This is a genomic window from Paenibacillus sp. HGF5, from assembly GCF_000204455.1.
GTDB classification, from domain to species: Bacteria; Bacillota; Bacilli; order Paenibacillales; family Paenibacillaceae; genus Paenibacillus_AQ; species Paenibacillus_AQ lautus_A.
The window spans coordinates 21,142-46,139 of the sequence record NZ_AEXS01000107.1 but is presented as its reverse complement, the minus strand read 5'-3'; the positions used below and the strand labels follow the sequence as shown (position 1 = coordinate 46,139).

Annotated in this window: 31 protein-coding genes and 1 pseudogene; 26 read left to right on the top strand and 6 right to left on the bottom strand. The window is 45.4% G+C overall.

Features of this window, described 5'->3' with window-relative positions; translation table 11 throughout:
- Positions 1-142 precede the first annotated feature (142 nt).
- From HMPREF9412_RS17050 to HMPREF9412_RS31750, 4 genes are all read left to right on the top strand, one after another.
- Positions 143-1,174, top strand: coding sequence for a tyrosine-type recombinase/integrase (locus HMPREF9412_RS17050; protein WP_009592878.1), 1,032 nt, complete (start codon positions 143-145; stop codon positions 1,172-1,174).
- On the top strand, positions 1,171-1,914 hold the full coding sequence (locus tag HMPREF9412_RS17045) for a helix-turn-helix domain-containing protein (protein WP_009592897.1): 744 nt from the start codon (positions 1,171-1,173) through the stop codon (positions 1,912-1,914). Before HMPREF9412_RS17050 ends, HMPREF9412_RS17045 begins: the two co-directional genes overlap by 4 nt.
- A gap of 67 nt (positions 1,915-1,981) precedes the next feature.
- Positions 1,982-2,638, top strand: coding sequence for a hypothetical protein (locus HMPREF9412_RS17040; protein WP_139083994.1), 657 nt, complete (start codon positions 1,982-1,984; stop codon positions 2,636-2,638).
- Positions 2,639-3,536: 898 nt separating this feature from the next.
- Positions 3,537-4,319 carry a DUF4393 domain-containing protein gene (locus tag HMPREF9412_RS31750; RefSeq protein ID WP_009592882.1) on the top strand — a complete coding sequence of 261 codons (783 nt, stop codon included), beginning with the start codon at positions 3,537-3,539 and terminating at the stop codon, positions 4,317-4,319.
- Between the two features lie 62 nt (positions 4,320-4,381).
- On the opposite strand, the gene HMPREF9412_RS33355 is transcribed toward HMPREF9412_RS31750, so the two are convergent.
- Both HMPREF9412_RS33355 and HMPREF9412_RS17025 read right to left on the bottom strand, forming a co-directional pair.
- The gene (locus HMPREF9412_RS33355; RefSeq protein ID WP_009592916.1) at positions 4,382-4,723 is read right to left on the bottom strand and encodes a hypothetical protein; all 342 of its coding nucleotides are present in this window, start codon (positions 4,721-4,723) and stop codon (positions 4,382-4,384) included.
- A 480-nt stretch (positions 4,724-5,203) separates the two neighbouring features.
- A complete protein-coding gene (locus tag HMPREF9412_RS17025) occupies positions 5,204-5,734 on the bottom strand; it encodes a hypothetical protein (RefSeq protein ID WP_009592894.1) in 531 nt (176 codons plus the stop codon).
- 271 nt (positions 5,735-6,005) lie between these two features.
- On the opposite strand from HMPREF9412_RS17025, the gene HMPREF9412_RS17020 reads away from it, so the two are divergent.
- Both HMPREF9412_RS17020 and HMPREF9412_RS17015 read left to right on the top strand, forming a co-directional pair.
- The gene (locus HMPREF9412_RS17020) at positions 6,006-6,188 is read left to right on the top strand and encodes a hypothetical protein (protein ID WP_009592899.1); all 183 of its coding nucleotides are present in this window, start codon (positions 6,006-6,008) and stop codon (positions 6,186-6,188) included.
- A gap of 14 nt (positions 6,189-6,202) precedes the next feature.
- Positions 6,203-7,450, top strand: a complete 1,248-nt coding sequence (locus HMPREF9412_RS17015; protein ID WP_009592885.1) for an ATP-binding protein — start codon at positions 6,203-6,205, stop codon at positions 7,448-7,450.
- Positions 7,451-7,496: 46 nt separating this feature from the next.
- Here the strand turns inward: HMPREF9412_RS17015 and HMPREF9412_RS17010 are convergent, their stop codons facing one another.
- Positions 7,497-8,363 (bottom strand): ATP-dependent DNA ligase, encoded by an 867-nt coding sequence (locus HMPREF9412_RS17010; RefSeq protein WP_009592859.1) that lies wholly within the window; start codon positions 8,361-8,363, stop codon positions 7,497-7,499.
- A 148-nt stretch (positions 8,364-8,511) separates the two neighbouring features.
- On the opposite strand from HMPREF9412_RS17010, the gene HMPREF9412_RS17005 reads away from it, so the two are divergent.
- The 5 genes from HMPREF9412_RS17005 (at position 8,512) to HMPREF9412_RS16985 (ending at position 12,419) form a co-directional block, all read left to right on the top strand.
- Positions 8,512-8,895 carry a hypothetical protein gene (locus HMPREF9412_RS17005; protein WP_036672559.1) on the top strand — a complete coding sequence of 128 codons (384 nt, stop codon included), beginning with the start codon at positions 8,512-8,514 and terminating at the stop codon, positions 8,893-8,895.
- Positions 8,895-10,160, top strand: a complete 1,266-nt coding sequence (locus tag HMPREF9412_RS17000) for a DNA polymerase IV (RefSeq protein WP_009592864.1) — start codon at positions 8,895-8,897, stop codon at positions 10,158-10,160. The genes HMPREF9412_RS17005 and HMPREF9412_RS17000 overlap by 1 nt, the downstream gene beginning before the upstream one ends.
- Entirely contained in the window at positions 10,157-10,495 is a 339-nt protein-coding gene (locus HMPREF9412_RS16995) for a YolD-like family protein (RefSeq protein WP_036672557.1), read from the top strand. The genes HMPREF9412_RS17000 and HMPREF9412_RS16995 overlap by 4 nt, the downstream gene beginning before the upstream one ends.
- A gap of 265 nt (positions 10,496-10,760) precedes the next feature.
- A complete protein-coding gene (locus HMPREF9412_RS16990; protein ID WP_036672555.1) occupies positions 10,761-11,027 on the top strand; it encodes a hypothetical protein in 267 nt (88 codons plus the stop codon).
- A gap of 267 nt (positions 11,028-11,294) precedes the next feature.
- Positions 11,295-12,419, top strand: coding sequence for a hypothetical protein (locus tag HMPREF9412_RS16985; protein ID WP_009592845.1), 1,125 nt, complete (start codon positions 11,295-11,297; stop codon positions 12,417-12,419).
- 115 nt (positions 12,420-12,534) lie between these two features.
- Here HMPREF9412_RS16985 and HMPREF9412_RS16980 read toward each other — a convergent pair whose 3' ends face one another.
- Together HMPREF9412_RS16980 and HMPREF9412_RS16975 are read right to left on the bottom strand one after the other, a co-directional pair.
- Entirely contained in the window at positions 12,535-12,765 is a 231-nt protein-coding gene (locus HMPREF9412_RS16980; protein ID WP_036672553.1) for a hypothetical protein, read from the bottom strand.
- Positions 12,766-12,855: 90 nt separating this feature from the next.
- Positions 12,856-13,068, bottom strand: coding sequence for a helix-turn-helix domain-containing protein (locus tag HMPREF9412_RS16975; protein WP_009592903.1), 213 nt, complete (start codon positions 13,066-13,068; stop codon positions 12,856-12,858).
- A 144-nt stretch (positions 13,069-13,212) separates the two neighbouring features.
- On the opposite strand from HMPREF9412_RS16975, the gene HMPREF9412_RS16970 reads away from it, so the two are divergent.
- The 14 genes and pseudogenes from HMPREF9412_RS16970 to HMPREF9412_RS33350 form a co-directional block, all read left to right on the top strand.
- Positions 13,213-13,515 carry a hypothetical protein gene (locus tag HMPREF9412_RS16970; RefSeq protein ID WP_009592854.1) on the top strand — a complete coding sequence of 101 codons (303 nt, stop codon included), beginning with the start codon at positions 13,213-13,215 and terminating at the stop codon, positions 13,513-13,515.
- Between the two features lie 117 nt (positions 13,516-13,632).
- Positions 13,633-13,857, top strand: coding sequence for a hypothetical protein (locus HMPREF9412_RS16965; RefSeq protein ID WP_009592852.1), 225 nt, complete (start codon positions 13,633-13,635; stop codon positions 13,855-13,857).
- A 975-nt stretch (positions 13,858-14,832) separates the two neighbouring features.
- Entirely contained in the window at positions 14,833-15,516 is a 684-nt protein-coding gene (locus HMPREF9412_RS31745; RefSeq protein ID WP_050802827.1) for a helix-turn-helix domain-containing protein, read from the top strand.
- 58 nt (positions 15,517-15,574) lie between these two features.
- The gene (locus HMPREF9412_RS16955) at positions 15,575-16,114 is read left to right on the top strand and encodes a hypothetical protein (RefSeq protein ID WP_036672551.1); all 540 of its coding nucleotides are present in this window, start codon (positions 15,575-15,577) and stop codon (positions 16,112-16,114) included.
- Positions 16,115-16,458: 344 nt separating this feature from the next.
- Positions 16,459-17,424 carry a hypothetical protein gene (locus tag HMPREF9412_RS16950; protein WP_009592893.1) on the top strand — a complete coding sequence of 322 codons (966 nt, stop codon included), beginning with the start codon at positions 16,459-16,461 and terminating at the stop codon, positions 17,422-17,424.
- Positions 17,425-17,497: 73 nt separating this feature from the next.
- The gene (locus tag HMPREF9412_RS16945) at positions 17,498-17,722 is read left to right on the top strand and encodes a helix-turn-helix transcriptional regulator (protein WP_006207349.1); all 225 of its coding nucleotides are present in this window, start codon (positions 17,498-17,500) and stop codon (positions 17,720-17,722) included.
- Between the two features lie 88 nt (positions 17,723-17,810).
- Positions 17,811-18,191, top strand: coding sequence for a hypothetical protein (locus HMPREF9412_RS32570; RefSeq protein WP_139083992.1), 381 nt, complete (start codon positions 17,811-17,813; stop codon positions 18,189-18,191).
- A 299-nt stretch (positions 18,192-18,490) separates the two neighbouring features.
- The gene (locus HMPREF9412_RS16940) at positions 18,491-18,778 is read left to right on the top strand and encodes a hypothetical protein (RefSeq protein ID WP_036672548.1); all 288 of its coding nucleotides are present in this window, start codon (positions 18,491-18,493) and stop codon (positions 18,776-18,778) included.
- A 232-nt stretch (positions 18,779-19,010) separates the two neighbouring features.
- On the top strand, positions 19,011-19,226 hold the full coding sequence (locus HMPREF9412_RS16930) for a hypothetical protein (protein WP_009592881.1): 216 nt from the start codon (positions 19,011-19,013) through the stop codon (positions 19,224-19,226).
- A 64-nt stretch (positions 19,227-19,290) separates the two neighbouring features.
- Positions 19,291-19,662 (top strand): hypothetical protein, encoded by a 372-nt coding sequence (locus HMPREF9412_RS16925; RefSeq protein WP_009592877.1) that lies wholly within the window; start codon positions 19,291-19,293, stop codon positions 19,660-19,662.
- Positions 19,659-21,692 (top strand): phage tail tape measure protein, encoded by a 2,034-nt coding sequence (locus HMPREF9412_RS31740; protein ID WP_009592858.1) that lies wholly within the window; start codon positions 19,659-19,661, stop codon positions 21,690-21,692. Before HMPREF9412_RS16925 ends, HMPREF9412_RS31740 begins: the two co-directional genes overlap by 4 nt.
- 13 nt (positions 21,693-21,705) lie before the next feature.
- Positions 21,706-22,032 (top strand): DUF2577 family protein, encoded by a 327-nt coding sequence (locus HMPREF9412_RS16915; protein ID WP_009592850.1) that lies wholly within the window; start codon positions 21,706-21,708, stop codon positions 22,030-22,032.
- A 71-nt stretch (positions 22,033-22,103) separates the two neighbouring features.
- Positions 22,104-22,538, top strand: coding sequence for a hypothetical protein (locus HMPREF9412_RS16910; RefSeq protein ID WP_009592871.1), 435 nt, complete (start codon positions 22,104-22,106; stop codon positions 22,536-22,538).
- A 988-nt stretch (positions 22,539-23,526) separates the two neighbouring features.
- Positions 23,527-23,625 (top strand): annotated as a pseudogene (locus HMPREF9412_RS33350) (iron-sulfur cluster assembly accessory protein); the annotation flags it as partial.
- A 161-nt stretch (positions 23,626-23,786) separates the two neighbouring features.
- On the opposite strand, the gene HMPREF9412_RS16905 reads toward HMPREF9412_RS33350, so the two are convergent.
- Positions 23,787-23,996 carry a hypothetical protein gene (locus HMPREF9412_RS16905; RefSeq protein WP_009592898.1) on the bottom strand — a complete coding sequence of 70 codons (210 nt, stop codon included), beginning with the start codon at positions 23,994-23,996 and terminating at the stop codon, positions 23,787-23,789.
- 221 nt (positions 23,997-24,217) lie between these two features.
- On the opposite strand from HMPREF9412_RS16905, the gene HMPREF9412_RS16900 reads away from it, so the two are divergent.
- Positions 24,218-24,880, top strand: a complete 663-nt coding sequence (locus tag HMPREF9412_RS16900) for a YheC/YheD family protein (RefSeq protein ID WP_009592895.1) — start codon at positions 24,218-24,220, stop codon at positions 24,878-24,880.
- Positions 24,881-24,998: the final 118 nt, after the last annotated feature.

Below are 24,998 nucleotides of genomic sequence, written 5' to 3'. Positions count from 1 at the left end.
AGGCGCCATGATTGCGGATTGTACCGGTAAATACGCAGTCCTCAATCGCGATATGGAATAAACACAACCCTAAAATTAGCGTTTTGGGATTGTGGATCACGGCCTTTATGACGGTAAAAAACCGTTATGGAGGTCGTTTTTTATGTCTTTAAAAAAGCGCACGAAACGAATCAATACCGATAAGAGCTATCCGCAATTAACTCTAGAACAAGCCCTCGACATGGCAATCAGCGCGAAGAGGGCGGAGGGCCTGCGTAAACGTACGATAAGGGACTACGAAAAGCATTACGGATACTTCGTTAAATGGCTACGCGTTAACCATCCGGAAGCAGAGTATATCGAAGACGTTTCAGCCGCAATCTTACGTGACTTTGTACTCTACATGAAACATGATGCGCGCCGATACGACGGACATAAATACATAAATTCGGACAAGCAACGTATTGGTCTGGAAGATACTACGATTAATATCCGTCTGCGGACGTTAAAAGCGCTGTTCAATCAATTAGAACGTGATGAACTAATTGAGGTAAACCCAGCCGGCCCGGTTAAGCTATTGCGCCAGGACGTCGACCTTACAAACGGACTAACAGACGAAGAGGTGACGGCTATTCTTGCGCAACCGGATCGTCGTGACTTCGTAGGCTTCCGCGATTACGTCGCAATATGTTTGATGCTCGACTCTGGACTCCGCATATCTGAGATGCTTAGTCTTCGGGCGGCCGATATTGATTTTCAGACGCGATTCATTACGTTACCTGGCGATCGGAATAAGAACCGGAAGCCACGTCTCGTACCAATCTCCGCACAGGTTACGAAATTACTACTGCAACTTATCGATGAGAACCGCGCACATTTCACTACTGACCGATTATTTCTATCGTGTTACGGCGATCCGGTTACTGCGAATCACTTTAATAAGCGGCTGAAATATTACGGAGAGAAAGCCGGCATAGAAGGTAAGAAAATGACAGCGCACGTATACCGCCATACCTGGGCGCGTTCAATGGTCTTGAATGGTGCGGATCTCTTCACGTTGCAAAAAATGGGCGGATGGCAAGACGTGCGTACGATGCGTCGCTATGTGCAGATGGATACGCGCGACGTACGTTTGAGCCACGATCAGAACACGCCGATTAACAAGTTCATCCGCAAGAAAGGGCCGCAATCATGACGAAGCCATCTGGCGGCATTGTCCGTGTTCAGAAACGCGAAAGCGGCTATACGATACTGGACCCGTTCTTCTTATCGGACGAGCGTCTAACGTGGAAGGCGAAGGGGCTGCTCGCGTATCTCCTGTCTAAACCGTCTAACTGGCGCGTGTATATTGCGGACCTAGTCAAGCGCTCAAAGGACGGACGTGACGCCGTATATTCCGCGATAAAAGAACTCGAGACCTGCGGCTATGTAGAGCGCCGGCAGACGCGCGATGAAGCGAACCGAATAACCGGAATGGAGACGGTTATTTATGAGCGTCCGATTATTGACGATCCAGATCCGGATTTACCACATACGGATATTCCGGACGTGGAAAAACCGAAGACGGAGAAACCGACACAAGTTATTAATGATTTAAGTATTACTGACTCTAAAAGAGAAATAGATAAGAGCGACAACGACGCCATTTTACACGCGCTGGCTAAAGCATTGCGCAAGCTGCCGCTAAACGATACCGCAAGCCTATATGACCACTATTTCGAGGACACTTACGCGATGCTGACGCGTAGATTTAGCGGTCAACTTGAGGCGGAGGTTATTACGTTGGCTGCCGATCGGTATTTCACTAAGGCCGTTGATCTACGGACGGGATTACCGAAGCCTAGCGTTTATTCTCCGGTGGGGGTATTTCACGATTGCTATGCGGAGGCATTGGCGGAGTGGAAGGCGGGGAGATTTAAAAGGAAATATGTTTGAGCGAGTTTTTCATATCCGATTCACTACTGTACATGGTACAATTTGGATAAAAGGGTGAGGTTGCCTAGTGAAAAGAGTCGTCTCTATTTTTATCTGTGTAATAATAATATTAACGGGTTGTTCTTCTCCTTCATACCAAACGGCCGAACCGATTGAGAATCCAACTAAGACGGAACCAGTATTGAAAGAACCCGAATCCAAGCCACTAGCTCCACCGGACCACAAACCTGATGAACCTGTATTTGAATGGCATAGCGCGGAAGTAACAGAGGAAAACGTCAGGTTAGCTCTAGAGAACAACGTAGGGGCCGCGATGGCAATACCGATCAAAGATGAAACATTTAGAAGATTTACGTCTAGTGAAGATTTAGAGGGGCAGTACATTGAATTAACAATCAATCCGGGTACATATTGGGACGAAAAAGATTTCGTTAAAAAGGCCGGCGGGTCATTAATTGCGTACTCCAAGATTTTATTTGAAAATCCGGATGTATATGAAGTGTCGCTCGACGTGAAAATCGATAACGTTGGAGGCGGTGAAAATGACGGGGTGTATATTTCTTGGCGTCGCGATCAAGCTGAGAATGTCGACTATGATTCCGTCTTAGATAATATGTTCGGCGATTTCACCATACCATACACTTTAGCGCGGAAGTACCGGATAGACTCGAGTATATACGATAAACTCGGGGATATCGCTATTCCGGAAGATCATAATCTGTAAATTATCGCTCGATTAACGGAACTTAATTTCGTTGGTCGGGCGTCTTTTATTTTCGGTACATATTTCGCTCGGTATTGACGATTCTAGCCGTATAAGAGGCGTTTTAATCGGATCGGAGGGTAAACGTACCTTCATCTCATAAAGCGGCTGATATCGCGGGGATCTCGGTTAAAGCGGACATGTTGTCGTTGCTACTCCATTGCGGGATATTACGTTTGATTCCGTTTAAGAGATAGCGCGTCATCTATTAATTGCCTACGTGAGATACGTCTTGGAATCGCTTCATGGCTTATCTGCAATGGTTCGAGTCATCTACCAAATTTCTTCGCGATAAAAAAGCAATCGCGTCGGAACGGTTATCACAAAAAAGTGCTAAACTTGTCTGAAAAGCCGCGTCGTTACTGGGTTTTCTCGCGTTTTCCTTAAAGGAACGTAGTAAAAAGTGATAATGGAGTGGAGTAGCCGGTGTGAAGCGGACATAACTCTATAAGATACTCTTATAGAGTTATGTCCGCTTTTTCTGCGCTATAATTCCGGATTAACCGTATGTATACGGCTCTTTTAGTTTGCGACAATACACTGGAATGGAACAATATACCTGTTAAGTAATCAGCGTAAACCCAGTAAACAGTTGATGTGACGCGACTTTTCGGTAAACTTGCGCCGCTAATTGGGCGGTCTTTTACTTGCGGACAACCATAGCGAAGTATGGTAAAATTTCGGTAATAGGACAAAAGATAATAGATATATCTCGAGCTAAGAATCTCCAACCATTACTGTACACTTATATACGGGGAGCTTGATTGGGAACCTATCATTGTATTTTATTATACGGGTAAATCTGTTATCGATAGATGGGACGCTTAATTTACTTGTTGGGAAATTTGGAGGGGGAAACATGGCTAATTTTCTTGAGGATTTAGTTAAAAGTATAAAAGTCCCTACTGATATTGCGAAAAATGTGTTAGAACCATCATCAAAGGAAGTCGGTGAAGGACTAGGTAGCCTTTTTTATCTAGCCTTTTCTCCACTTCAGAAGGCTAAGATTAAAAAAGAATATGAAATAAAGTTATTTAAAGAAGATATTGAAAAAGAATTAAATAAAATCCCATCTGAAGACATTGTTGAGCCTCGATTAAACATTGTGGCGCCTGCCCTCGAAGCTGCTAAATATTATATTGAGGATGTTGAGATCAGGTCTATGTTCGCTAAGTTAATTGCTGCTTCAATGAACAAAAATAAAAAAAGCGGTGCACACCCATCGTATGTTGAAATTATTAAACAAATGTCTCCACTGGATGCAGCTACACTTAGTTTTCTATTTTCAAACCGGAATAATATTGGTTGTGGGAGTCTTGTGTTAAATGCCTTTGACGGGCAAGGTGGACATATTCCTATTATCCACAATTTTTTTCCATTTCAGGATATTAATAAACAAAATTACTTGGATTATTCGGCTTCGGTAGACAATTTGGTAAGGTTAGGATTAATTTTTATTGATAACAATAGGGCGTTTAATAATAACTTTTTCTATCATGCTCTTGAAAACCACCCTCTAGTGTTAGAAATGAGAAGAATGTTCTCTGAGCAGCCGAGCGGAAACGCAACATCACTAAGTATTAGAAGAACTGCGTGGGAAATAACTCAATTCGGTCAGAATTTTTGTATATGCTGTTTCTAGTCTGTAAAGCATTTTTCCTCCGCCTCTAACCTCTAACCATTGCGTGGTATTCCTTTAGCGTCTTAATGTCCGCCTTCGAGTACGACCGCTTTCGCCTGGCGTTTTGGTCCAGTTGATTCTGCGGATTCGTCCGTGATGGTGACGTATTCTGTGCGGACTTCTATACGCGGGTGCTCATGTCGCATCGATTCCAGCGTATCGCGTACCGTCTCGTAGTCCGCCTCCGCCTTCTCACGCGCCTCACGTTCCGCCTTTAGTGCCGCCTTAACCTCGCGTAGCTCCTTAACGGTCATTTCGTCTGGCGTTTTTACATCGCCAGATTTAAGCGCGTGTTCGCGGTCGCGGTCTTCGGGAGACAACGTTGATATATGGTACAGCGCGTCGATCGTGTGTCTTGTCGACAAGACATCCGGACTGAGTCGCTGGCATACTTTTATAAATCGATCCGCGTGTCCTCTCGAAAACTCAACGTGTTCCTCAAGCCACCGAATCCAGCCGCCAGCCTCTTCACGTTGTCGTGCGAGTTTCCTATCGTTTGGATCAGCGCTATCCGACTTTGCGTCGCGTACGGACTTGAGCCGTCGACCTATTTCGAAAATGGCCTCGCCTGCGACGCGCTTATATGCGTTGATTTCGGCTGTAATCGTGGGGAGATCCGCAAAAAATTTAAGTCTTTAGTTATAAATAAAGCGCAGCTCTACCGGATTTTACTCCGCTTGCCTGCGCTTCTCTTTCATTATTTTTTAGAATTACCAGGGGGTTTCGGTGAGCGGGTATTATTACTACTTCCCTCTGAGAACTTGTCCCTCGTAACAGGCTTAGTGCCAAAACTTGGTGGCTTGTTAGAATTGTTATTAGAAAAATTGCCACTACTACCGTTCGGACTAGACATATCTGATGACCTCCTCTAAACAGAAATATACCAAGAAAAGCAAGAAACCGTAGACCATAAATTTTAGTCCATCTTTATATTTATCGGTTTTCCTGTCGATCTTCTTTTCATTTGATTGGATTACCTCTTGATAAGTAGCTGCGACAGACAGTGTTACTTCCTCTGGAGGCATGCGTGCAGTGTTTTTATCAACTATTCTGTCAAGCTTAACTTGAACAAATTCTCCGACCTTAATAGCATTCATGAACTTTAATGCACTTATTGTCAAAAGAACGATAATAATAAATCTTAATCCAAATGTGTAAATTAAGTAACCGACATCATTGCTGGTTATTTTTACAGAGTTTAAGTACGTAAGAAAGAAACCAAACAGAACGCCAACAAAACCAATTGCAACTCCGGTTTTCGTTTCTATCTGTTTAAATCTGTCGTACTCTTCGTTATAAATAGTTTTTGCGGTGTCAAGTATAACATTGCAACTATCGAGGTTCATTGGTAATTGATCTTCGGTTTCTGAGCCCATTTACACACTCCCAATATAAGGAATCTATTAACATTATACATTATGATGACAAACTTCGATAGATTATTTATCATTTCCTACTCCGACCGATTGCCGATCACCTCCGCCTTTTCTAGCTGTATGACCAATTAGCGATATTCCTTTAGGGTTCGTTACCTCGACTTCAAATACTGCCGCTTTTACTTGGTGCTTATCGCGGGTCAGTGTAAGTTTTTCTTTCATGCGGACAACCATGTCGTAATATGGTAAAATTTCGGTCATGGGACGATTTATGAAACCGCTGACTGCCGATATACATTTTTATACCGCGATGCTCGATCGGACACCCATCGTAGTGTTTATTGCGGACGAGCTCATCGGCAGCGGAAAGATAGAGGAAGTAACGGAGAATAGCGTTAGGGTCGGGAACAAGCGTTATCTTCGCGAGAGTTGTACGTTTAAATATGCGAGTTAAGAGGTGTATTAGTAATGTCAGTTAAAAGAAGGTTTATTGACCCTTTCTTTCCGAACAGACCAGTTGACGACCCAGAAAGGTTTTCTGGTCGTGATTATCAAGTAGATGAAGTCGTCGATTCGCTATTTCAAACCGCAAACGATAACCCAAAACACACAATCATTACAGGTGATCGAGGCATGGGGAAAAGTTCCCTATTACTCCAGGCGAAGTTGCTTGCCACCGGAGATAATAGACTGGCTGACCGATTAAACATTGACCTAGGTTATGATAAATTCGATTTTATTGTCGCTTGGCATGATGCGAATGTTGATCAAACTCCGCAGAATATTGTTTCTGGTCTATTGAGAGACCTTGAAACAAATATGAACAAGTTTTTTGGGAAATTTAATCTTGAACTGGACATATACGGTTTCAAAGTAAGCTCCTATAAAGAAGAATCTAAAAAATCTGTAACTGATCTAGTTAACGATTTTTGTGATCTAATTAAGAAAAGCTACAAACCTGTTTTGGAAGGTAAGAAGCAAGGCATTCTCTTGTTTGTCGATGAGCTTGATAGAGTAAAGCCTGACTCAGGTATTGGGTCATTCTTTAAGTTGTGTACTGAGAAGCTTAATAGAGAAGGTTTGAAAAAAGTTGCTTTCTTTTGTGCAGGTATCACCGGCGCGGTTCAAAAACTAGAAGAGGATCACGCCTCAATCTTCAGAACGTTAAGAGACATCCCTATTCCTAGACTATCAAAGGAAGAAACAACCTCGATTTTAAAAAAAGGGTTCGAAAAATGTGGTTTCACTTACGAACCTGCGCTATCTGAATCAGTTTATAAGCTATCAGTGGGCTTCCCAGAGCCTGTCCACATATTGGGCAGCGAAATGCTCTCTGTCAGTGAGGATAATCACCTTACTCTTGAAGATTACGAGAGCGCCAAGAAAAGAGTAGTCACCGACGTTAGACGCAACAAACTTGAATCACTGTTAAAAAGGGCAGGATATGGAAAATATCAACTAATACTCCAGGCTATGGCCGCCTACGAGGGATCTTATGTTCCGTTAGAGTTTATTTCTAGTTACATTGGTTACGAACAAAATCAGTTTAGTACGAACATCTCCAACCTTATAGATAGGGAGACAATTTCGAGGGTAGATAAAGGAGTGTACACCTTCGTCGATCCCCTTCTAAAAGAGTATATAAGGAACTTTGGTATTATTAGCATAAAAGAAGAAGATCCGGCAGAAAATGTTACTCAAATGACTTTGTTTTAGATAGTTGGAAATCGGGGGTTAGTTGCGTATTCCCTCTTGGGAAGTCTTAAATAATAAACCTCTCGAACACCGGACTCCGCAGCATTCCCGATTTCGTCCAGTTCCGCATCTTCACGCGCGCTCTAATCCGCGGCTCAACGTAGACGAAATTACGGTCCTCCCCGGTAATCAACGGCTTTACAACGTTATAAAACGCCTTCTTATGCGTAGGATTTGCGCCTAGCTCGATAATACCGGCTGGGCGCATTTTAGCGTTGTCTAGCGCAGGTACGGCCGCCAGCCAACCGAACTCCTCTTTGCGGTAGCCGGTGATAAATACGTCTGCGTACGACCAGTTTATCACTTTTCGCCAATTATCCGATCGGCGCCCCGTTTCATAAGCGCTATCCTTCCGCTTACCCACTACGCCCTCCATGGCTTGCGCCTCAATCTGCTCAAATAACGCTTCTCCGGCACCTTCAATAAACGGAACAACTCCGAAACTGACAGACGGTAACGGAATAGACGCGAGTATTTCTTTACGCTGCATAAGCGGCAGCTTGCGGAGATCCTTACCATTATACTGCAGCACGTCAAAGATGACGAATGTGGACGGCAGAGTTCGGATTAATGCCGCGACTTTATCCGCCTTCTTCGCCTGGAACCGCGTCATAACCGATTCAAAGTCGGAAATACCCGTCGCCGGGTCAACGCAAGCGATCTCGCCGTCCAATACGATGTCATGCGGGAATAGAGCGCCGGCTATTTCGGGATATTGGCGTGTACAGTCGTTGTTATGGCGTGTGTATAGGCGAACGGCGCCGTTCTTCTGCGAGAAGATCAAGCGATGGCCGTCGATTTTAGGTTCGAATATATAGCGGGAATCTGAGAACGGCGCTGGCGCGGTTGCGAGTAACATCGGTTCAACAAACATAAAAACACCTCACTGTAATTATAACGTTCAAGGTTATGCGGATCAGGCGGTAAGTTATGACATTACATAAGGGTTAAATTTACATTGATAAAAGAACGAATGTTCGCATATAATACAAACAAACGTTCTCGTTATGAGGTGGATAGATATGTTGAGTATTGGGCTTAAACCAGACGAAAGCAAGCTAGTGAAGGACTACACGTTATTACCTTTATTACTTGATGTACTGGAACATGACCGGGGAGTCCTTTGCCGATCAGACTTAAAGACACCAGAACTGACCAATGCCATGATCGACCATTTACAATCTGCAGCATTAGCGGAATTAACGGAAGCACGTAGGAGCATGCGCAAAAAGGGCTTAAAGGTGTACGAAAATCGAAAAACGAAGCTTGGACTCGAGGTTGAATTTGTTTGTAGAGGATATCACCATAAGCTCTCTATGCTTTGGGGATTAATCGAGGCAGAAATTGAGCAGAGATCTTACACTTATCTGGGGTTAAAAATCGCAGAGAAGGGGTGGATGCACTGATGTCTGCCAACCGAGTAGTATTTCTAGGTGATTGTCAGTCCTTCTATGCTTCCGTTGAAAAAGCAGACCACCCAGAATATAAAGATCGCCCTTTGGTAGTCGCCGGCGACCCGGAAAGACGGTCCGGAATCGTGCTGGCTGCGTGTCCTCTCGCTAAAGCGAAGGGTATAACGACAGCGGAAAGACTAGGCGAGGCACTTGCGAAATGTCCTGACCTCGTCGTCATCAAACCGCGGATGCAAAAGTATATTGACGTCTCGATGCAAATCACGGAAATATACAAGAGCTATACTGATCTTGTTGAGCCGTATAGTATCGATGAGCAATTTTTAGACGTGACCGGTTCGCTACATCTATTTGGCACGCCCGTCGAGTTGGCGGAAACAATTCAGCGTCATGTTATGGATGCGACCGGCGTCTATGCGCGTTTCGGTATTGGTGAAACCAAGATCCTCGCTAAGACAGCCTGCGACAATTTTGCGAAGAAGAATCCGTCCGGAATATACACGTTGTCAAAGGATACGTTGGCCGATACGCTTTGGAAACTGCCCGTTAGCTGTATGTTTATGGCCGGCAGCAAGATGACGCGTCACTTTAACGTAATGGGACTACCAACGATCGGTAGCGTTGCTCAGACGCCGCTCGCCAAGTTAAAGCAGATGATGCGTCGCAAGTTCGGTAAAAACTCCGATATCTCTGCGGAAATGTATTGGCGAATTGCTAACGGAATCGACGATAGTCCAGTGCGGCCAGGTACGCACAGTGTTGACCCTAAATCTGTAGGACACATGATGACCCTCCCTCGGGATTACACCAAGCTGGAAGAGATCAAGGTTGTACTGCTTGAGCTGACTGAATTGGTTTGTCAGCGATGCCGCGGTCTTGGTTTTATGGGGCACGTTGTATCGGTCGGTTGTATGGGAGCGGACTTCGATCGCCCTACGGGATTTTCGCGTCAAATGAAGATGGAGGACCCGTCTAATATCACGAATCAGGTATATCGCTGGGCTTGCCGGTTGCTTGAAGCGTATTGGGACGGCCTGCCGATTCGGCGGGTCGGCATAAGCTTGTCACAGTTTTCACCGGATACGGAATATCAAGTGTCTTTATTTGATTCGGGGCGGGAGCGATCGATGGCACTTGAACGGGTGACTGATGCCCTAAAAAATAAATACGGAAATTCGATTGTAATCCGAGCCGTATCCAAAACGGACGCAGGTCAAGCGTTGGACCGATCAGCTAAGATAGGAGGACATTATAAATGACAGAACGAAAGAGGCTAGAAGGTAATGGGCTGTGGGAATCAAGTCGTATGATGTTGCCAGAGCACAAAGTTGCCATAAACATCAAAAGTAAAGAAGAGGGGCGCAAAGAAAGGCCAATATTAGATTCTCAAGAGGTTGAGTTAATCGAGTGTATGTTGGCGGAGTCATTGAATGAGCACAAGATGATTACGATAATGCTATATGATGAATATGATGATGTTAAGTTAAATGGAATTGTAACATCTCTGCATACCCATAGGAGAGAGATTAAACTTGCAATAGGACCTGGCGATTGGCAATGGATAAAGATAGACGAAATTGTGTCAGCAAGATAAGTGCCGCGCCGCGAGCGATGTTGAAGCGGGAGCGAGAGTATTTCAGAGTATGTACTCTTGCTCGGCAAAGTTCGCGCGTTCCTCCGTGAACATATCGTAGTATTCCTAGAGCGTCTTAACACCGCCTTCTAGTACGGCCGATTTCGTAGGATAAGAAGACTGTGGAGTCTTCAATAGTGTTCTTTGTACCGGGTGAGAGCGTAAACTTTAAAATAAGTGGAAGTATGATAGAATAATATCCTGAATAAAAAAGGAGATGGACAACATGTCAGACAAAAATCTACGTGAAGAGTTACTTGCGACGAGCATTCGGGCAGGAGGACCGTTAAAAGTTGAGATAGACGATCCTGAAACCAAGCAAAAGAAGAAAGAAAAGTTTGAGAAAACTCACAAACGCAAAACATTCTGGTTACGTAATGACATTACTAAACTAGTGGATCAGGACATAAAAAGTGATCGAGGGGCTATGACACGAACTATTAATAATTTACTTCATGAGTATTACCGTAAACAAAACAGGATCAATAAGTAGCCAGCTCTACATACTAAGAATATTCAGACCGTCCTGTAACTGGGCGGTTCTTTTTTGCGGACAAGAATCGCGAAATATGGTAAAATTTCGGTATTGATATATGATTATTTTATTTAGAAAAAATGCTCTGCCAGTTCGATATACATAGGTACTGTCAGTTCCAAATCAGATAAGATGAAGCTAGTAATATTGTATTCTATGAGATCTAGCCTACATACTTGTTACTTTCCATTTATCTATAGCGATTATAAAACGAGGAGTTTAATAATGGATAATGTATATTTTGGGTTGGGGAGTTTTCATTTTTACAGAACTACTGAGCCCGAGGATGAGGAAGAGAATTACCGAACTTACGTTGATGAAATAGAGAGAATTTTAAATGCATGTAGTAATATCAATAATATTGTAATCGAAAATAACCACACATTTAAAAGAATAGTGGCAATGAATCTGTTGTACCGTAATGAACTTGAAATAGATGAAGATAAAATGTCATACAATAAATTAAATGGAATTTATCCGAATCCATGTAACCTGATAATAGAATTTGATCTTTTTATTCCTCTGCGAGTTCAGGAGGATATACATAGAAAGATAAACCCACCTAAAACCTACACTGAAAATTTTAAAGTGTACATTATTTATGATAACTATTTTCCAGTAGTAATCGTTGAACTTATTAATCCAAAAGATGATTGCAAGCCGTCAGACGGAGTTTATGTAGTTAAAAAGTTCCTGCAGAATGAGCTCGAAAAAAAGTCTGAGTTTCTTAGCTTTATGAGCATGGGGCCAAGTCCATTTCATGGTGAATTCATAATAACATATACTAGTTATGAATCAGAAGATTTTCAAGTTCGATTAGTTAAAGAAAACAGAAGGGGCTATCATAGTTATTTTTTTGAACTAAATAACACATTAGACTTAGAAGAATATAAAAGTTCCATATATTTAAGTATAGCTCGTGAACTAGGATATTACTATGAGCTTGAGCAGATTAGTAATAGAAGAAACTTTAACTGGATTCGGATTGAAGTTTTGGTGGATATGCTTTTAGAGAGCTACAGCCTCAAATTTTGGAATATCAAAAGATACTACAAGATTCGTGTACTTCTAAACGAATTATTCCAATCAATATCAAGATTTGAGCGCGACGAAATATTTTTTCGACAGCAATATAACAACGCTATGAAGGAAATTTATGCAAATGGAGAATCAACCTTTTTTAAGAAAGATATAGATATGCAATATGAAAATTTCATGGACTTCCCAGTTGAACAAGTCTTGAAGTATATAAATACATTCGAGCAAAGGAGACTTAATTTAAACGAAGCGTCTTCAGCAATTATTGGCGGTGTAGTGGGTGCTTTACTAACAATATTATTTGCCAAATGAAGGTCGTCTCTTCAATAAAACGCAATTTATCCACCCTTGTGATCACATATTCCCGATCAATAAAAACGCCTAGCTGTCGCAAAATATTAGCGGCAAAATAGGCGTTTTTCTTCGTTCATATTCTCTTAAACATCGCAGTATCGCGACTGTAATACGCCTTGTTACCGGTCTCAAAGTTACGGACGCGCACGTAATCGGCCGTATACCTATCGATAAATCCGCGTTCAACTTCGGAATAAACTCCGGCCGGATCTTCCTTCAAAGCGGAGATGTGCGATTCCGATAAGGCAGCCGCAAAGAAATGGACGTCTTGATAAAGTTGGCGTAATTCGCGTTCCGTACTCATTTCGGCGATGATCCGATTGCAAAAAAGTAGATTGCGATAAGTAATACGGCTGCCATGACTAACCCGGCAATGACTCCCCTAGAATCCTCATTATTTCTCATCCTCTTTAATTTCAATTAATTCCTCAACGGAACAGTCCAGTGCACGACACAGTTTCTCCAGAGTATCAAACTTAATGCCGTCAGTTTTCTCGTTATATAGCTTTGTTAAACCATTTCTATGTAAGCCGGTCATATCCGCGAGTTCGGAAATTTTTATTCTCTTTTCTCCCATTATCCGAGACAAATGAACTTTAATCGCCATGCTGCCCCTCCATTCAATAAGAAAATTATAAATTAGAGTGTAAAAAATATCAATTAGGCTATTGACGGTGCACATTACAGTGTGTATACTAAAGGCAATCAAATTAACACTATAGTGTGCAAATAATATATTGGAGGTTTCAAAATGACTAATGTAGTTATGTTAGAAGTTTCCCACGAATCGAACGTACCATCCCTCGTTACCAGCTTGTATCCGGTAGGCTACCGTTATTCTCGCCGCATCGACCGTTTCATTCTCGTATGGAAGCCGGAGAACAAGCGCAAGCAGGAAATCGACGTTCCTATCCGTGTTCTTGCGCTAACATTGCCGGAAACATTCGCGAGTATCTGCGCAGGTTACACGGCCGGCTGCGTTGAGGTGACGGTATCGGAATTACGCGATTTAGGCTTTTACGTGGAGGTGACGCATAATGCAGGCAACGCTTAACAACAGATTATCACGCTCCCAACGTACAACAACTCGCCGGACAAGCCGCAAGACTCAACGTTTTCTAATCCGCGGCTTAGCGTGGTTCATCGCAATGATAATTCGGGAGGTGCTGTCGTGAGGGAGACGATAGAAGCCGTGTCGCTGTGGGACGGTGGAACAATTACCGTGCGCCATATCCCGATAATGCCGGGTGTTGAACTTCAAGTTTATGATGAGGTGGAGAGCGTGCTTGTTATTGGCAAACACGCTGAGGTACAGCTTGATTGGAGCGAGGAAACGCGGCAGCTCTTTAAACGTCGATTAGAGGGAGTTAGTGCGGGGATTTACTTGCATTTTTAGTAGCGCGCTCAAATCCTGGGTTTAAAGTAAAGGAGGCGCTAGCGTAGTGCTCAGTCCGATGATTGCGGCCGCTCGAACGGCTGATGACAGGAGGACAAGAATCGGTAAGTGACCTTGGGCAGTGTCGTTTGTTTATCCGCGTACATACCGGCGGCAACCGGTTAGGATCGCCATGCGCGGAATCGGCCGCGACTCCAACGTGGCCACCGTCCGTATCTCTTCCGCTCCAACGGTAGAGAATCGCTATGCGGACACTGGATTAACCGTCTGAACGGCGCCAAACGTTCAGACGATCGATTTACAACGCGATATGAGATGTGATAGTCTCCCGGAAAATATCGCGTAATCACGGCGACAGGCTGGCCGTAGAGACAATTGCGGATGGAGGCGGCAACCTTCGTCCGCTTTTGTTATGTAATACGAACGAACATACGTTTGGTTCCGGGAAATTGTAAATTATTTTTCGGGAATTGTGCGAAATGCCTCCGATCGGCATTGAAGTAAATGGAGGCGGAGCTATCGCGAAAATGTGCGAAACCAATTTTCTGTACGTCGAGGTATGTGTACGAGTAAATATTTAACGGAGTTTGTGCGGATCGCGTTCGGCCGTTGTTGAAGTTATTGTAAGCAATAAAATTTAGCGCCAGCCTGTACGGTTTCCGATCGGCATTCGTCAAAGTTAGTGTACGCCGGAAATATTTCGCGGAATGGTGTGCGGAAATCGCCCGAAAGGGAACGTATAGGGTAAGAGTTTTAAATTTTTGCCAAAGTGTGCGAATCGAGTCCGTAGCTTTCTATATTACGGTATAACGCGAAAAGGAGGCGATAAAAAACGAAGAAGAATGTGCGGAACTCAATTGAGCGTCGTTGATGTTAGCAGGAAGGAAAATTTACGCCGGATTGTGCGAACGCTGTACGCCAGTGTAGATAATACAGTACAACCAAAAATTAAAACGAAAAGGGAGACGATGAACAATGGAATTTTACGTAATCGACGGAAACAAAGGCAAAAACCAAGTTGGAGTATCTGCAAGAGAGATAGAAATGGCTAGAGAGTTACCTCATGATCCTCAGCTATTAGAGCGGTACCTCGCAGCAAAACGTGAAATGTTCGTTGCAGAAAACGAAGCAGAATGGGCGGGGGTCGGAGATAAGTTACGGATGGCACGTATCGAGCGCGGCATATCGTTGGCAGGTGCGTCGCGAAAGATTGGATTTTCTGCAAGTACGTTAAGCAGATTTGAAAAGGGGAACCCGGTGTTAAATGCTACCGTCATCGAGCGGTCATATGAAATGATGCTTCTTATTGGTGACCTAGAAGCAGAGCTCAGTGGTGCATATCAGTTTATAGATGAACTAATTGGAGGTGGTAAGAACGGGGATGAAACTGACGATGAAGAAATTGATAATGAGATCCCAGAAGAGATCTTAAAGCTCGCATCATTTGTGATGGAGTGTGAGCATGAAGTAGTGGATTTCGATTATCGAAGAATCTATGTCGACACTAGTTCTGAGGAGTATGTTATTCGCACGTGGAACATTACTCCATCGGGATTGGTCGATTGGACTCTATACAAGATGATATCGAATGATGATGGGACAGGTCACGGAGAAGAGATAAGGAGTGGCTCAACCAATCTCAAACAATTTTCTAACTAAATCAGAAAAAGAGGGCGTCATCCTCGGCGCCCTAATTTACGCAAGGGAGGCGTCAGATATGACCGAAACTGTAACCGTAAGAAAGGCGTTACCAAACGATAAGACAACGTTATTAGACAATCCGCAAGGTTTTGAGGTCTATAACCGCGAGTTGGTCCGCAAGGTATTTCCACGGATTATAAACGAAGCATATGACGTTGTATATGCGGACAAGGGTCGGAAACCGGAGATTCGCGATATAGTGGCGTTCTATTTCACGCTTCAATCGTATATTGACGGTAACCACATGCGGGCAGATGGATCGTATAACGACCGGTTCGGTGCGTGTTTCCTATCTTATGAAGCGCTCATATCGTCGCTGCGCATAGATCGAACGCGGGTTAAATTACTCGCGGACATACTTGAGACGAACGGTATCATCCGGATCGCGTCTCACTACGAAGGAACAAGGCGTTTTAAATGGTATTTTCCGTCTTACTGTCCGCGAGTAACCGATGACGGATATATCGTTAACGAGGATGGAGAGGTTATTAAACCGGATTACTCCGTTTATAGACGCAGAAAAAGAGGAAAGTCGCACAGGACACACGACGGTTAGTATGCACAGGACACACTATGCGTAGTATGCGCTGTACACACGGTAAAAAGAGAAAGATGTAAAAGAGAAAGGTGTAAAAGAGAAACAAATAATACCGCGCCTTTAAACGGAATAGAACGAAATAAGAAAAACTTAAAGACTTGTTTCGGAATAGATGAAGAACACTATTCCTCACGCGTCGTCACTTCGTTCCTAGCGAATATATACGAGTTAAACCTTTATATCACAAGTCAAAAGAATATCGCGATAGATGTATATAAAACATATACCTTTGCGATGAAGATTATTCGAAGAAGATAATATGATACCCGGCCGCCGCGCCGAAATCAGAGGAGGAACCGTCCATGTCCACATTAGCGCCAGCCGCACCGCCAATAACAAGAGAAGAAGTATTTCGCCGCCATCGCGAACATTTCACGGCATTACACGCGTCTAAGATGCCGGCGGAAGTCCGCGCTGCACTGCCGAATACAAAGAGGAAGCACTACCGTCTTTATGCGGGAACCTCGCAAACGGACCGGACAGCTATTGCCGCGGATATGGCCGATATCTCCGATCGGTACTTTCGGGAGACACAGCCGGACGGTTACGTTACGGAATACAGAAAGCCTGCTCGTCGTCCTAAGCTGCGTACACTTAACGCCTGCCAATCGCTTGAACTGCTTACGGATTATTTATTGGCGGAAGATCATTCGAAGGGACTGTCACTGCGCGATAAGGCCAAGATAGAAGCCGGTGAGGACGAAGAGTACCCACCACTAGGAGCCGGAGCTCGTGCTTTCTTGGGCTACTCCTATTATCTTGAATGCATCGGGGAAGGGCTGTCAGAAAAGGAGAGACGTCGGCTAAAGGTTTGCGAGACTTGCCGTTGTGAATTTATTGACACGTCGCCAGCTATTAACGCATTAGTATGCGGAGATAAATGCCGTCTCAAAAAGGATGCCATTCGTAAGCGAGTCGAACGCAATGATGACGATAGGCTCAAGCGGTACCGCGAAAGGCAGGCGCAAGAATACCCGTTCTATTCTCCGGTAGAACTGTACGAAAGAACAACGCGTGGAGAGTCCGTCCGCGGAGATGTAATAGAAGCTGCAGATCGGGCCAGGATTAAGCAAGAACGAGGTAAACGCAAACCTACGAATGTGACGATGGACTTAGACCGCCAGTATTATCCGAACAATCATAAGCGTTGGCGTTCGCAGAAGGAGGGGAAGGAACTATCCGGCGAGGTAGTAACGTATAACCTTCACGATCAGCCTCTAACAGAAGAGTGGAAGAGTTGTCGACACCTCGGACATTTATCCTTATAGTTGGGAACGGATGTTCCTGCGCTTTTTATTTGACTAGCTTGTAAGAAATTTAAATAAGAGAGGGGAATGTAAAATGGATGGGTTGGGTGTAATGGCGGTTAGAATCAATGCTGACATGACACAGGTTGAATTTGCCGAAAAACTTCGCGTCAGTCCGGCGCTAATTTCTTTAGTGGAGAGCGGACGAAGGACCGTTACAGAAGAATTACAGGTTCGGATCGCTCAAGCATTTGGAACAGGTCCAGATGTTATTCAAGCGATCGAGCGCGCAAGAGATTCGAAAAAACTGGCGCTTTAAATCGTCTCTTTTATTTTTGCACTCATCGGTAAAAAAGTTTGAAATATCCCAATTTAATTTTACAACGAAATCAAACGGGGGTCAAGACTTGGGGGACCAAATTTTAAAAAGAATCCAAACACTCGCCCGCAATCACTGCGCAGCCTTCACCGGTACCGACGGATGCCGATACGAACCCAACGGACAGGCACGCTGTCAATGGTTCCGTGAAGATCCGCAGGCGCTACCGTTCCTCGAATCCGGCGATATGCGGTGCCTGGAATTTGAACGCGCTGTGCTGCCGATAGATCCGGAATTAGAGTCACGATACTTTAACCGCGTAGAGAACACGGCGACATGTGAGCGCTGTTCAACTCCGATTGTTAAGACGTCGAACCGTACGAAGTATTGCGGAGAGTGTCGCGAGGTCAGACGGAAGCAAGGTGCGGCAGATCGGGCAAGGCGTCGGTATTGGGCAGCCAAAACCTAACGTTTTAGGGCGTGAAAAATCGTGTAGTGATGCGGGTTCTCGGGCTCTAAATTCACGGGGGAGGGTGTCTATACCGGAAAGCTGAGAAGAGGCTTCTAAAGCGTTAGAAAGAGAGGTGGAACATGAATGACAAACAAGCCGACGCAAAGCACTACTGTCCTTATTTTCGAAGCGATTGCGGGTGTGTTTTGCTTCAGGCGATGACTAGGGCGGATATTCGTTGCAAGGTTTGGCGCGACGAGGATTCGGAAAGGTGTCGCTATTTAGATACGCAAGTTGCGAAAAGGGGATGAACGAAAATGAAATCGATGCACGTCGACCACAAAATGTGGGAGGAAGGTGGAATTCGATACGAAATCACGAAAATCTACGCTCCTAACGACCAGTTAAAGCCGGTCCACGAACTCGAACGTAACTATCCAGCGCGGTTCATGGCCGTCGAGGAAGGAGCAATCCAATCTGTAATGCTCGGTTACACGATCGCGGAAAAGCTGGCGAAGAAATACCGCGCTAAAGTCATAACAGTGAGTTCGGATATGCCGGACGTGGCCGAGCAGGTTATGGGGGTGATGGCTACGGATGAATGACATTAAGGTAATTGGCATTGAGCCGATCGAGTACGGTCACAAGCGGCGGGTTACCTTGCGGAATGAGAAGACTGGTCAGGAATATGAAATGGTTTTTGGAGACTCGATAAGTGAACACATTATCCGGAGAAACGCGCCGATGTTCGTGATTAAACAGCACCTAAAACGGACCATTCAAGATTAGTTTTGTATAAACCAATTAAAATAATAGTCTTAAAAGGGGATATGTAGAATGAGATATGCAAGCTCACTTAAACAAAAAGATTTAGTAGGTAAGTCTATACTACAGAGTTCATTTCAGGTAACTGAATACGAAGAAGTGAATGAGTTCTTCGATAGCAATCCCGACTGTTACCACTATGCGCAGTCGGTTACTACGAAAAGAGATTTTCTAACCGGTGAAATTATCGCTACAGGTATTACCGTTCAATATTGGAAAGTTAGTTAATGTATAAAAATTCTCAAGAGCTGTCTTCGGACGGCTCTTTTTCATTTATACGGAGGTGTAATGCATGAAACTTAACGAGATAAACGATGCGGAAGGTGAAGCAATCATTCGCATTATTGACGCGCTCCCATTGCTAGAGCAGATCGCGACATATCGCAAACCTGGCGAATATGATTTCCGCAAGCTGTTTCCGGCCGAGTACGCACAATTTACGTTGGATGCCGCATTACTAAGAGATTCGGGAGTTCAATTCGTGCAGAGGTTCGGATATTGGGCGGGGAAGGTAGCGGAAGAGATGACGAATAGTGACCGTGTCCATAGCGAGTTTGCTTTTGGATCGCGGCAGTCCCGGAAACAGACGGCAGCGCTTAGTAGGGCAGCGGCGAAACTTGAACGCGCCTATCATGCGTTGGTGAAGGAAGTGACGGCCCGATGAGTTTTAATCTCGAAGGGCGCATCCGGATAAAGGACGATGGTGCTACGAAGACCCTGCGCGATGTTGAGAAAATGATCGAACGTGCGAAAAGGGCGACTAAGCAATATTCGGATACTAACGATCAACTATCGCGTGCACAGTCACAAGTATCCAAGGGTGCCGGCAATGTAACGCATGAGCTAAAAGCGATTGAACGTGCATCCAAGGAGGCAAAGAAGGAGTTAAGCAATCTCGGCACTAAAGCAAAGAATGTTCTTGGCGGTATTGGTAAGAGCATAGGGAGAAGCGCGCTTTATGGCGGGGTTGCGGCGATCGGTGCGGCGGGTTATGTCGGTTATAAATCGCTAAATAAAGCGATGGATTTTGAGGCACAAATGTCGTCAATCCAAGCATTAACAGGCGCAACAGATGCACAAATGAAGAGCATGCAATCATTGGCATTACAGCAAGGCGCACAAACGAAATACAGTGCATTACAGGCAGGACAAGCTATAGAAGAACTTCTTAAGGCCGGAATAACTCCCGCGACTGTAGAAGCTGGCGCCTTGAATGCTTCACTCAATCTAGCAACAGCCGGAAGCCTGGATCTCGCAGCGGCTGCGGAAATCATGTCAACCGCACTTAACGCGTTCCAGGAAGACGGCATGACAGCGGCACAAGCGGCGAATATTCTCGCAGGTACGGCGAACGCATCCGCAACGAGCGTCGAGGAATTGCGCTATTCCCTTTCGATGTCGTCGGCAGTTGCGGCTGGTCTCGGCATGAACTTCGAAGACGTCAACGTTGCGCTCGGCCTATTCGCTAACCGCGGCCTTAAAGGATCGGACGCCGGTACGTCATTGAAAACGATGCTTCAAACGCTGCAGCCGGTAACGGACGAGCAAATCGAATTGTTCCGCGCACTAGGACTCGTGACGGCGGACGGATCAAACCAATTCTTCGACGCGGCCGGTAACATCAAATCGCTGAACGATATCGCAGGAACCTTGCGTAAATCTATGGCGAAGTTGACGAACCAAGAGCGGCAGCACGCGCTTAAACTCATGTTCGGTACAGATGCGGTCCGGGCGGCTACGATCCTGTTTAAAGAGGGTTCGGAAGGCGTAGAAGAGTTCCGCGAGGAAATGTCGAAGGTTACGGCGCTCGATGTTGCGCGTAAGAAAATGGATAACGCGGCTGGTGCGGTTGAGCAATTCCGCGGTGCACTCGAAACGCTGCAGATTGCGGGCATGATGCCGATATTACCACTCGTTAAGGATCTCGCGAATGGAGCTGCGGATTTCATCGAGGCGTACAGCCCGCAGATTACAGCCGGAATCCAATCGATGGTTGACCGTGCGAAAGCGTATATCAAGACGAATTTTACGGACAATCCGGAATGGCAGCGATTGACTACGTTGGAGAGCAAAATCGAATTTACCTTCGATAAGTTCGGTGAATTATTTAACGATTGGTGGATGAATGGCGGACAAGCGAGGGTAACAGCAGCCGCAGATAAGATTACCGAAGTCATAGCCAATGTATTAAAGAATTCCCAACCGCTTATTGATGCCGCGATTAAATTAGGTGTAGGAATAGCGGATGGTGTTCGTCAAGGTATTATGGACTCACTGAAACTTCCGGAAGAGCTGCTCGAACTAGTCCCAGGCGGTAATACCGCGAAGACTAAACGTCTGATCGAGTTTAATCAGAAAATGAGCGATACAGACAACAATACGCCTATGTTCGGTGGTCCGGCTGTTATGCAGGCGCCGCAATCTAAATCGCTGTGGGATTCGGTAACGGGCGTCTTCCAAGGGCATAACGGTGGCTTGCGAAATGTTCCATACAACAATTACCAGGCACGCCTGCACTCCGGTGAGGCCGTATTAACTCGCGAAGAGGCCAAGCGCTGGAGAGGCGAGAGTGGCGCTAACTATGGTGACGGCGGTTCTGGTAACGTCGTTATAACGGGCAATACGTTCCATGTACGCGAAGAAGCGGATATCGAGCGAATTGCGAAAAGGCTGGCGTATGAAATGGCGATGTAGGGAGAATTGAAAGATGATCGAGCAGATAGAAGGCGGAGGGTTTAGCCAGTTAAAACACGTCATTAAAGCGATCGGTCATAATCGCGATGTTGATATCGAGTTTGCGACGGTTCTTGCACCGTTACCCAACATCCGAATAAAAATCGATAACATGCCGGTTGAGTTAGATGCGGACGACGTTGTTGTTTGCGAGCATCTACGTGACCATATGCGTGAGGTAACGATTAATGGCGGGGAAGTTGTAGAGATGACCGTTATGTCTCCGCTTATGGCTGGCGACCGCGTTGCTGTAGCGATGTATGCGGATAATCAGGGGTATCTTGTGTTAGACCGGATTTAATTACATGCGGAACTGCTGGCGGTTACTATTACGCTGGTGGTTCCGCTTTTTTTTCGTAGGAGGGAATAACTATGTCGATTGAGTTCGAATTGGACTTCGCTAAATTTGCGAAGCTGATGGATAAGGCGAGCGAGGCCGTCCAGGATGGCGCAGTTAATGGCGTCGGGGACGCGCTGGAATACTGGCAATTGAAGGCGACGAACATTGCGCCAATCGGCCGTTATAAAGGTCGCCGCGGCGGTAATCTACGTGCACGTATCGACCACACGACGCCGAAAGTAGGACCGGACGGTATTACGGGTTCCGTCGTAGCGAATGCGTTTAATAACGGATTCAACTACGCGCTATATCTGCATGATGTGGCGGCCAAGAGCGGCGGAACAGCGCGCGAGCCTGGGACGGTTCTCGACTTCTTAGAGCAGGCGAAGAACGACGGCGAAGCGCGTATGCACCGTTTAATTGAGGACGCAATCGAGGCGGAGCTGCAGCGGAAGGGGATGACGTAATTTGAGCGTCTTAAGTGCGCTGTGGTTCGCTTTTTTATTTGCGTGTAAACTTGACGTTTGACTTACGAAAAGTAAGTAAGAAGGAGAAAACGCTATGCTTGGCGGAGATATTTCGAGGAAATTACGAATTCGAGCTGATACGCAAGTTTACATATAGTCGGATTTTCGCTAACTTAATGAGATGACGGACACTGGCGGAATACGGCCGAAATTGAGCGAATTCACATAATGACTACACCGACTATGGGCGACTACTGGCGCGGCTTTTCGGTGATTAATACGCTATGAAAATATGTGAATTCGGAAGTAAATTCGATGTCCATTCGTGTCCAATTTGCGCAATATCCGAAACGGGATATTAGCGTAATAATTCGCATAGTAGCGCGCATAATCGGCGCAATCTAAACTTCGGATTACTTCGGATTGTGTAACGTTGTGAAAATGCGCGATTTTCCGGGCCACATGCCTGGGACGGACGTGCCCTCGAAAATCTCAGGGGGTCAATCCGCATATTTATACGCTATATCCGTGTATAAATGGCATGAATACGATGCATAATCGGACGTATTCGGACAAATGGCGTAACCATGCGGGTTAAGAGAATACGTAGTGGATTGCGGATTGCTTATCCGCAAGTGTCCCGATGAATAACGAATGCATAACGGTCGATCCCGCGAAAGGGGGGGCGGGTAGGCAGCGAACGAACCCGAAATCAGGTGTCCGAACAATCCGCGAATCAAAAATAACTCGGGCAGCCAATATATGGTAAAATATAACGGAGTCCGATTCGAAAAATTTTCCGCCAAATTTTATAACTCGGCCACTAACGCCTTGCAAACGCGCGATCACTTGGGTACAATTGGATTATCGTAATACACCGTCATTTAGCGACGTGAATATTAATCCTATCGCGCATTATCAATCCCGTTACTATCGTTGAGAATAGCGTAGTGACGCCGTTTATAGCCTTCCGTAAGCATAACGCCAATTCACCATCCACAACCCGAACGCGACCGTAACTTGCGGCTGCGGATCTTCCTTCCGCACGGCAACGGATACGGGCAAACCGAACGAAGAGCCTTGCTAAGCAGCGGGTTTTCGGGGACTGTGCTCTGAATCTAACCAATAAAAGACCTCTGCGACCCTATTGTCGTGGAGGTCTTTTTTTGCTGCCGCCCATAAGAAATGAAAAATGCAGCGGACTCCCGCAGGCGGGGCCAGCTGCATTTTGTTGTTCTTCCTATCCGATCATACCGGGAAGAAGAAGGTATCGTTCAGCATCAGCACGATCATGCCGGCAGCCACGAGCGAGAAAACGATGCAGCCGGCCCCGAGTCCGCGGCGCTTGTCTTTGATGAACTTGAAGCCCATGACAAAGATCAGAACGGTGATGGCTGCAAGGGCAACCGACATGCCGACAATGGCAATCCAGTACAAAACTTCAAACAATGCTGCCAAGGTGACAAAGCCTCCTTTATGGTTATCCATGGATGGATTTATTACGGACAAAGCTCTGCTCTTACTATACGATAGATCACATCATTTGCAAAGGGAGGCTCGCTTCGCGCCATGAATGCGTCAAATTATTAGGCATAACGATCCCGGACAATCATCCAAGACAAAGTGCGGATAAGAGAATAGGATAACGTATGTCATGAATAAAAGGAGGCGAAAGCAGCATGGCGGGAAGACAATTGGCCAGCAAGTGGCTGAAGACGGAAGCGCTGCTGACCGATCCGCAGGTTGCTCCCTACATTCCGGCGACCCAGTCGTATGGAGGGGATACCCTGGTCTCAATGCTGGATGAACACGAAATGGTCGTGATCAAGCCGATTGTAGGCACCGGTGGTAACGGAGTCATCCGAATACAGAAAGACGGAACGGGATACTTGGTAACCCATAAGAGGCGTACTGTTCATGTAGATACATTGAATTCCCTGTTGCACGTATTGAACAGAATGAAACTGAAACGGCGTTACATGATACAGCAGGGGATTCATCTGGCTAAAATTCAGGGACGTCCGCTGGATTACCGCGTTAAGGTAGTCAAGGAAAGAGGAAGATGGGAATTCCGGGCCATGCTAGGTCGGCTCGCGAACCCGGGGCTGTTTGTGACGAACATTTGCAAAGGGGGGACGCTGCTTCGTTGCCGCCATGCTCTGCGGCTGTCGCTGCCCCATATCAATGCCAGGGAGAAGCGTAATGAAATGCGCCACTTAACCAGACAGTGCATCACGATCCTGGAATCGCGCTTTCCCGGGATCGGGGAACTGGGATTCGATTACGGACTCGACGTCGAAGGCAAGATATGGATTTTGGAAGTAAATACAAGACCAAGCTGAATTTTTTGTTTAATATTCCCAACAGAAGTCGTTTATATGATTTTTTAATAGGGTAATAAAAAATAACCGTAATCTACCGATATAATAATTGATCAATTTTTTTATGGTAGATTTACCC

Excerpts from the sequence above, each read along its gene's own strand:
- HMPREF9412_RS17050 (WP_009592878.1), top strand. The coding sequence starts at position 143 with ATGTCTTTAAAAAAGCGCACGAAACGAATCAATACCGATAAGAGCTAT.
- HMPREF9412_RS17045 (WP_009592897.1), top strand. The coding sequence starts at position 1,171 with ATGACGAAGCCATCTGGCGGCATTGTCCGTGTTCAGAAACGCGAAAGC.
- HMPREF9412_RS31750 (WP_009592882.1), top strand. The coding sequence starts at position 3,537 with ATGGCTAATTTTCTTGAGGATTTAGTTAAAAGTATAAAAGTCCCTACT.
- HMPREF9412_RS17025 (WP_009592894.1), bottom strand. The coding sequence starts at position 5,734 with ATGGGCTCAGAAACCGAAGATCAATTACCAATGAACCTCGATAGTTGC.
- HMPREF9412_RS17020 (WP_009592899.1), top strand. The coding sequence starts at position 6,006 with ATGAAACCGCTGACTGCCGATATACATTTTTATACCGCGATGCTCGAT.
- HMPREF9412_RS17015 (WP_009592885.1), top strand. The coding sequence starts at position 6,203 with ATGTCAGTTAAAAGAAGGTTTATTGACCCTTTCTTTCCGAACAGACCA.
- HMPREF9412_RS17010 (WP_009592859.1), bottom strand. The coding sequence starts at position 8,363 with ATGTTTGTTGAACCGATGTTACTCGCAACCGCGCCAGCGCCGTTCTCA.
- HMPREF9412_RS17005 (WP_036672559.1), top strand. The coding sequence starts at position 8,512 with ATGTTGAGTATTGGGCTTAAACCAGACGAAAGCAAGCTAGTGAAGGAC.
- HMPREF9412_RS17000 (WP_009592864.1), top strand. The coding sequence starts at position 8,895 with ATGTCTGCCAACCGAGTAGTATTTCTAGGTGATTGTCAGTCCTTCTAT.
- HMPREF9412_RS16995 (WP_036672557.1), top strand. The coding sequence starts at position 10,157 with ATGACAGAACGAAAGAGGCTAGAAGGTAATGGGCTGTGGGAATCAAGT.
- HMPREF9412_RS16990 (WP_036672555.1), top strand. The coding sequence starts at position 10,761 with ATGTCAGACAAAAATCTACGTGAAGAGTTACTTGCGACGAGCATTCGG.
- HMPREF9412_RS16985 (WP_009592845.1), top strand. The coding sequence starts at position 11,295 with ATGGATAATGTATATTTTGGGTTGGGGAGTTTTCATTTTTACAGAACT.
- HMPREF9412_RS16980 (WP_036672553.1), bottom strand. The coding sequence starts at position 12,765 with ATGAGTACGGAACGCGAATTACGCCAACTTTATCAAGACGTCCATTTC.
- HMPREF9412_RS16975 (WP_009592903.1), bottom strand. The coding sequence starts at position 13,068 with ATGGCGATTAAAGTTCATTTGTCTCGGATAATGGGAGAAAAGAGAATA.
- HMPREF9412_RS16970 (WP_009592854.1), top strand. The coding sequence starts at position 13,213 with ATGACTAATGTAGTTATGTTAGAAGTTTCCCACGAATCGAACGTACCA.
- HMPREF9412_RS31745 (WP_050802827.1), top strand. The coding sequence starts at position 14,833 with ATGGAATTTTACGTAATCGACGGAAACAAAGGCAAAAACCAAGTTGGA.
- HMPREF9412_RS16955 (WP_036672551.1), top strand. The coding sequence starts at position 15,575 with ATGACCGAAACTGTAACCGTAAGAAAGGCGTTACCAAACGATAAGACA.
- HMPREF9412_RS16950 (WP_009592893.1), top strand. The coding sequence starts at position 16,459 with ATGTCCACATTAGCGCCAGCCGCACCGCCAATAACAAGAGAAGAAGTA.
- HMPREF9412_RS16945 (WP_006207349.1), top strand. The coding sequence starts at position 17,498 with ATGGATGGGTTGGGTGTAATGGCGGTTAGAATCAATGCTGACATGACA.
- HMPREF9412_RS16940 (WP_036672548.1), top strand. The coding sequence starts at position 18,491 with ATGAAATCGATGCACGTCGACCACAAAATGTGGGAGGAAGGTGGAATT.
- HMPREF9412_RS16930 (WP_009592881.1), top strand. The coding sequence starts at position 19,011 with ATGAGATATGCAAGCTCACTTAAACAAAAAGATTTAGTAGGTAAGTCT.
- HMPREF9412_RS16925 (WP_009592877.1), top strand. The coding sequence starts at position 19,291 with ATGAAACTTAACGAGATAAACGATGCGGAAGGTGAAGCAATCATTCGC.
- HMPREF9412_RS31740 (WP_009592858.1), top strand. The coding sequence starts at position 19,659 with ATGAGTTTTAATCTCGAAGGGCGCATCCGGATAAAGGACGATGGTGCT.
- HMPREF9412_RS16915 (WP_009592850.1), top strand. The coding sequence starts at position 21,706 with ATGATCGAGCAGATAGAAGGCGGAGGGTTTAGCCAGTTAAAACACGTC.
- HMPREF9412_RS16910 (WP_009592871.1), top strand. The coding sequence starts at position 22,104 with ATGTCGATTGAGTTCGAATTGGACTTCGCTAAATTTGCGAAGCTGATG.
- HMPREF9412_RS16900 (WP_009592895.1), top strand. The coding sequence starts at position 24,218 with ATGGCGGGAAGACAATTGGCCAGCAAGTGGCTGAAGACGGAAGCGCTG.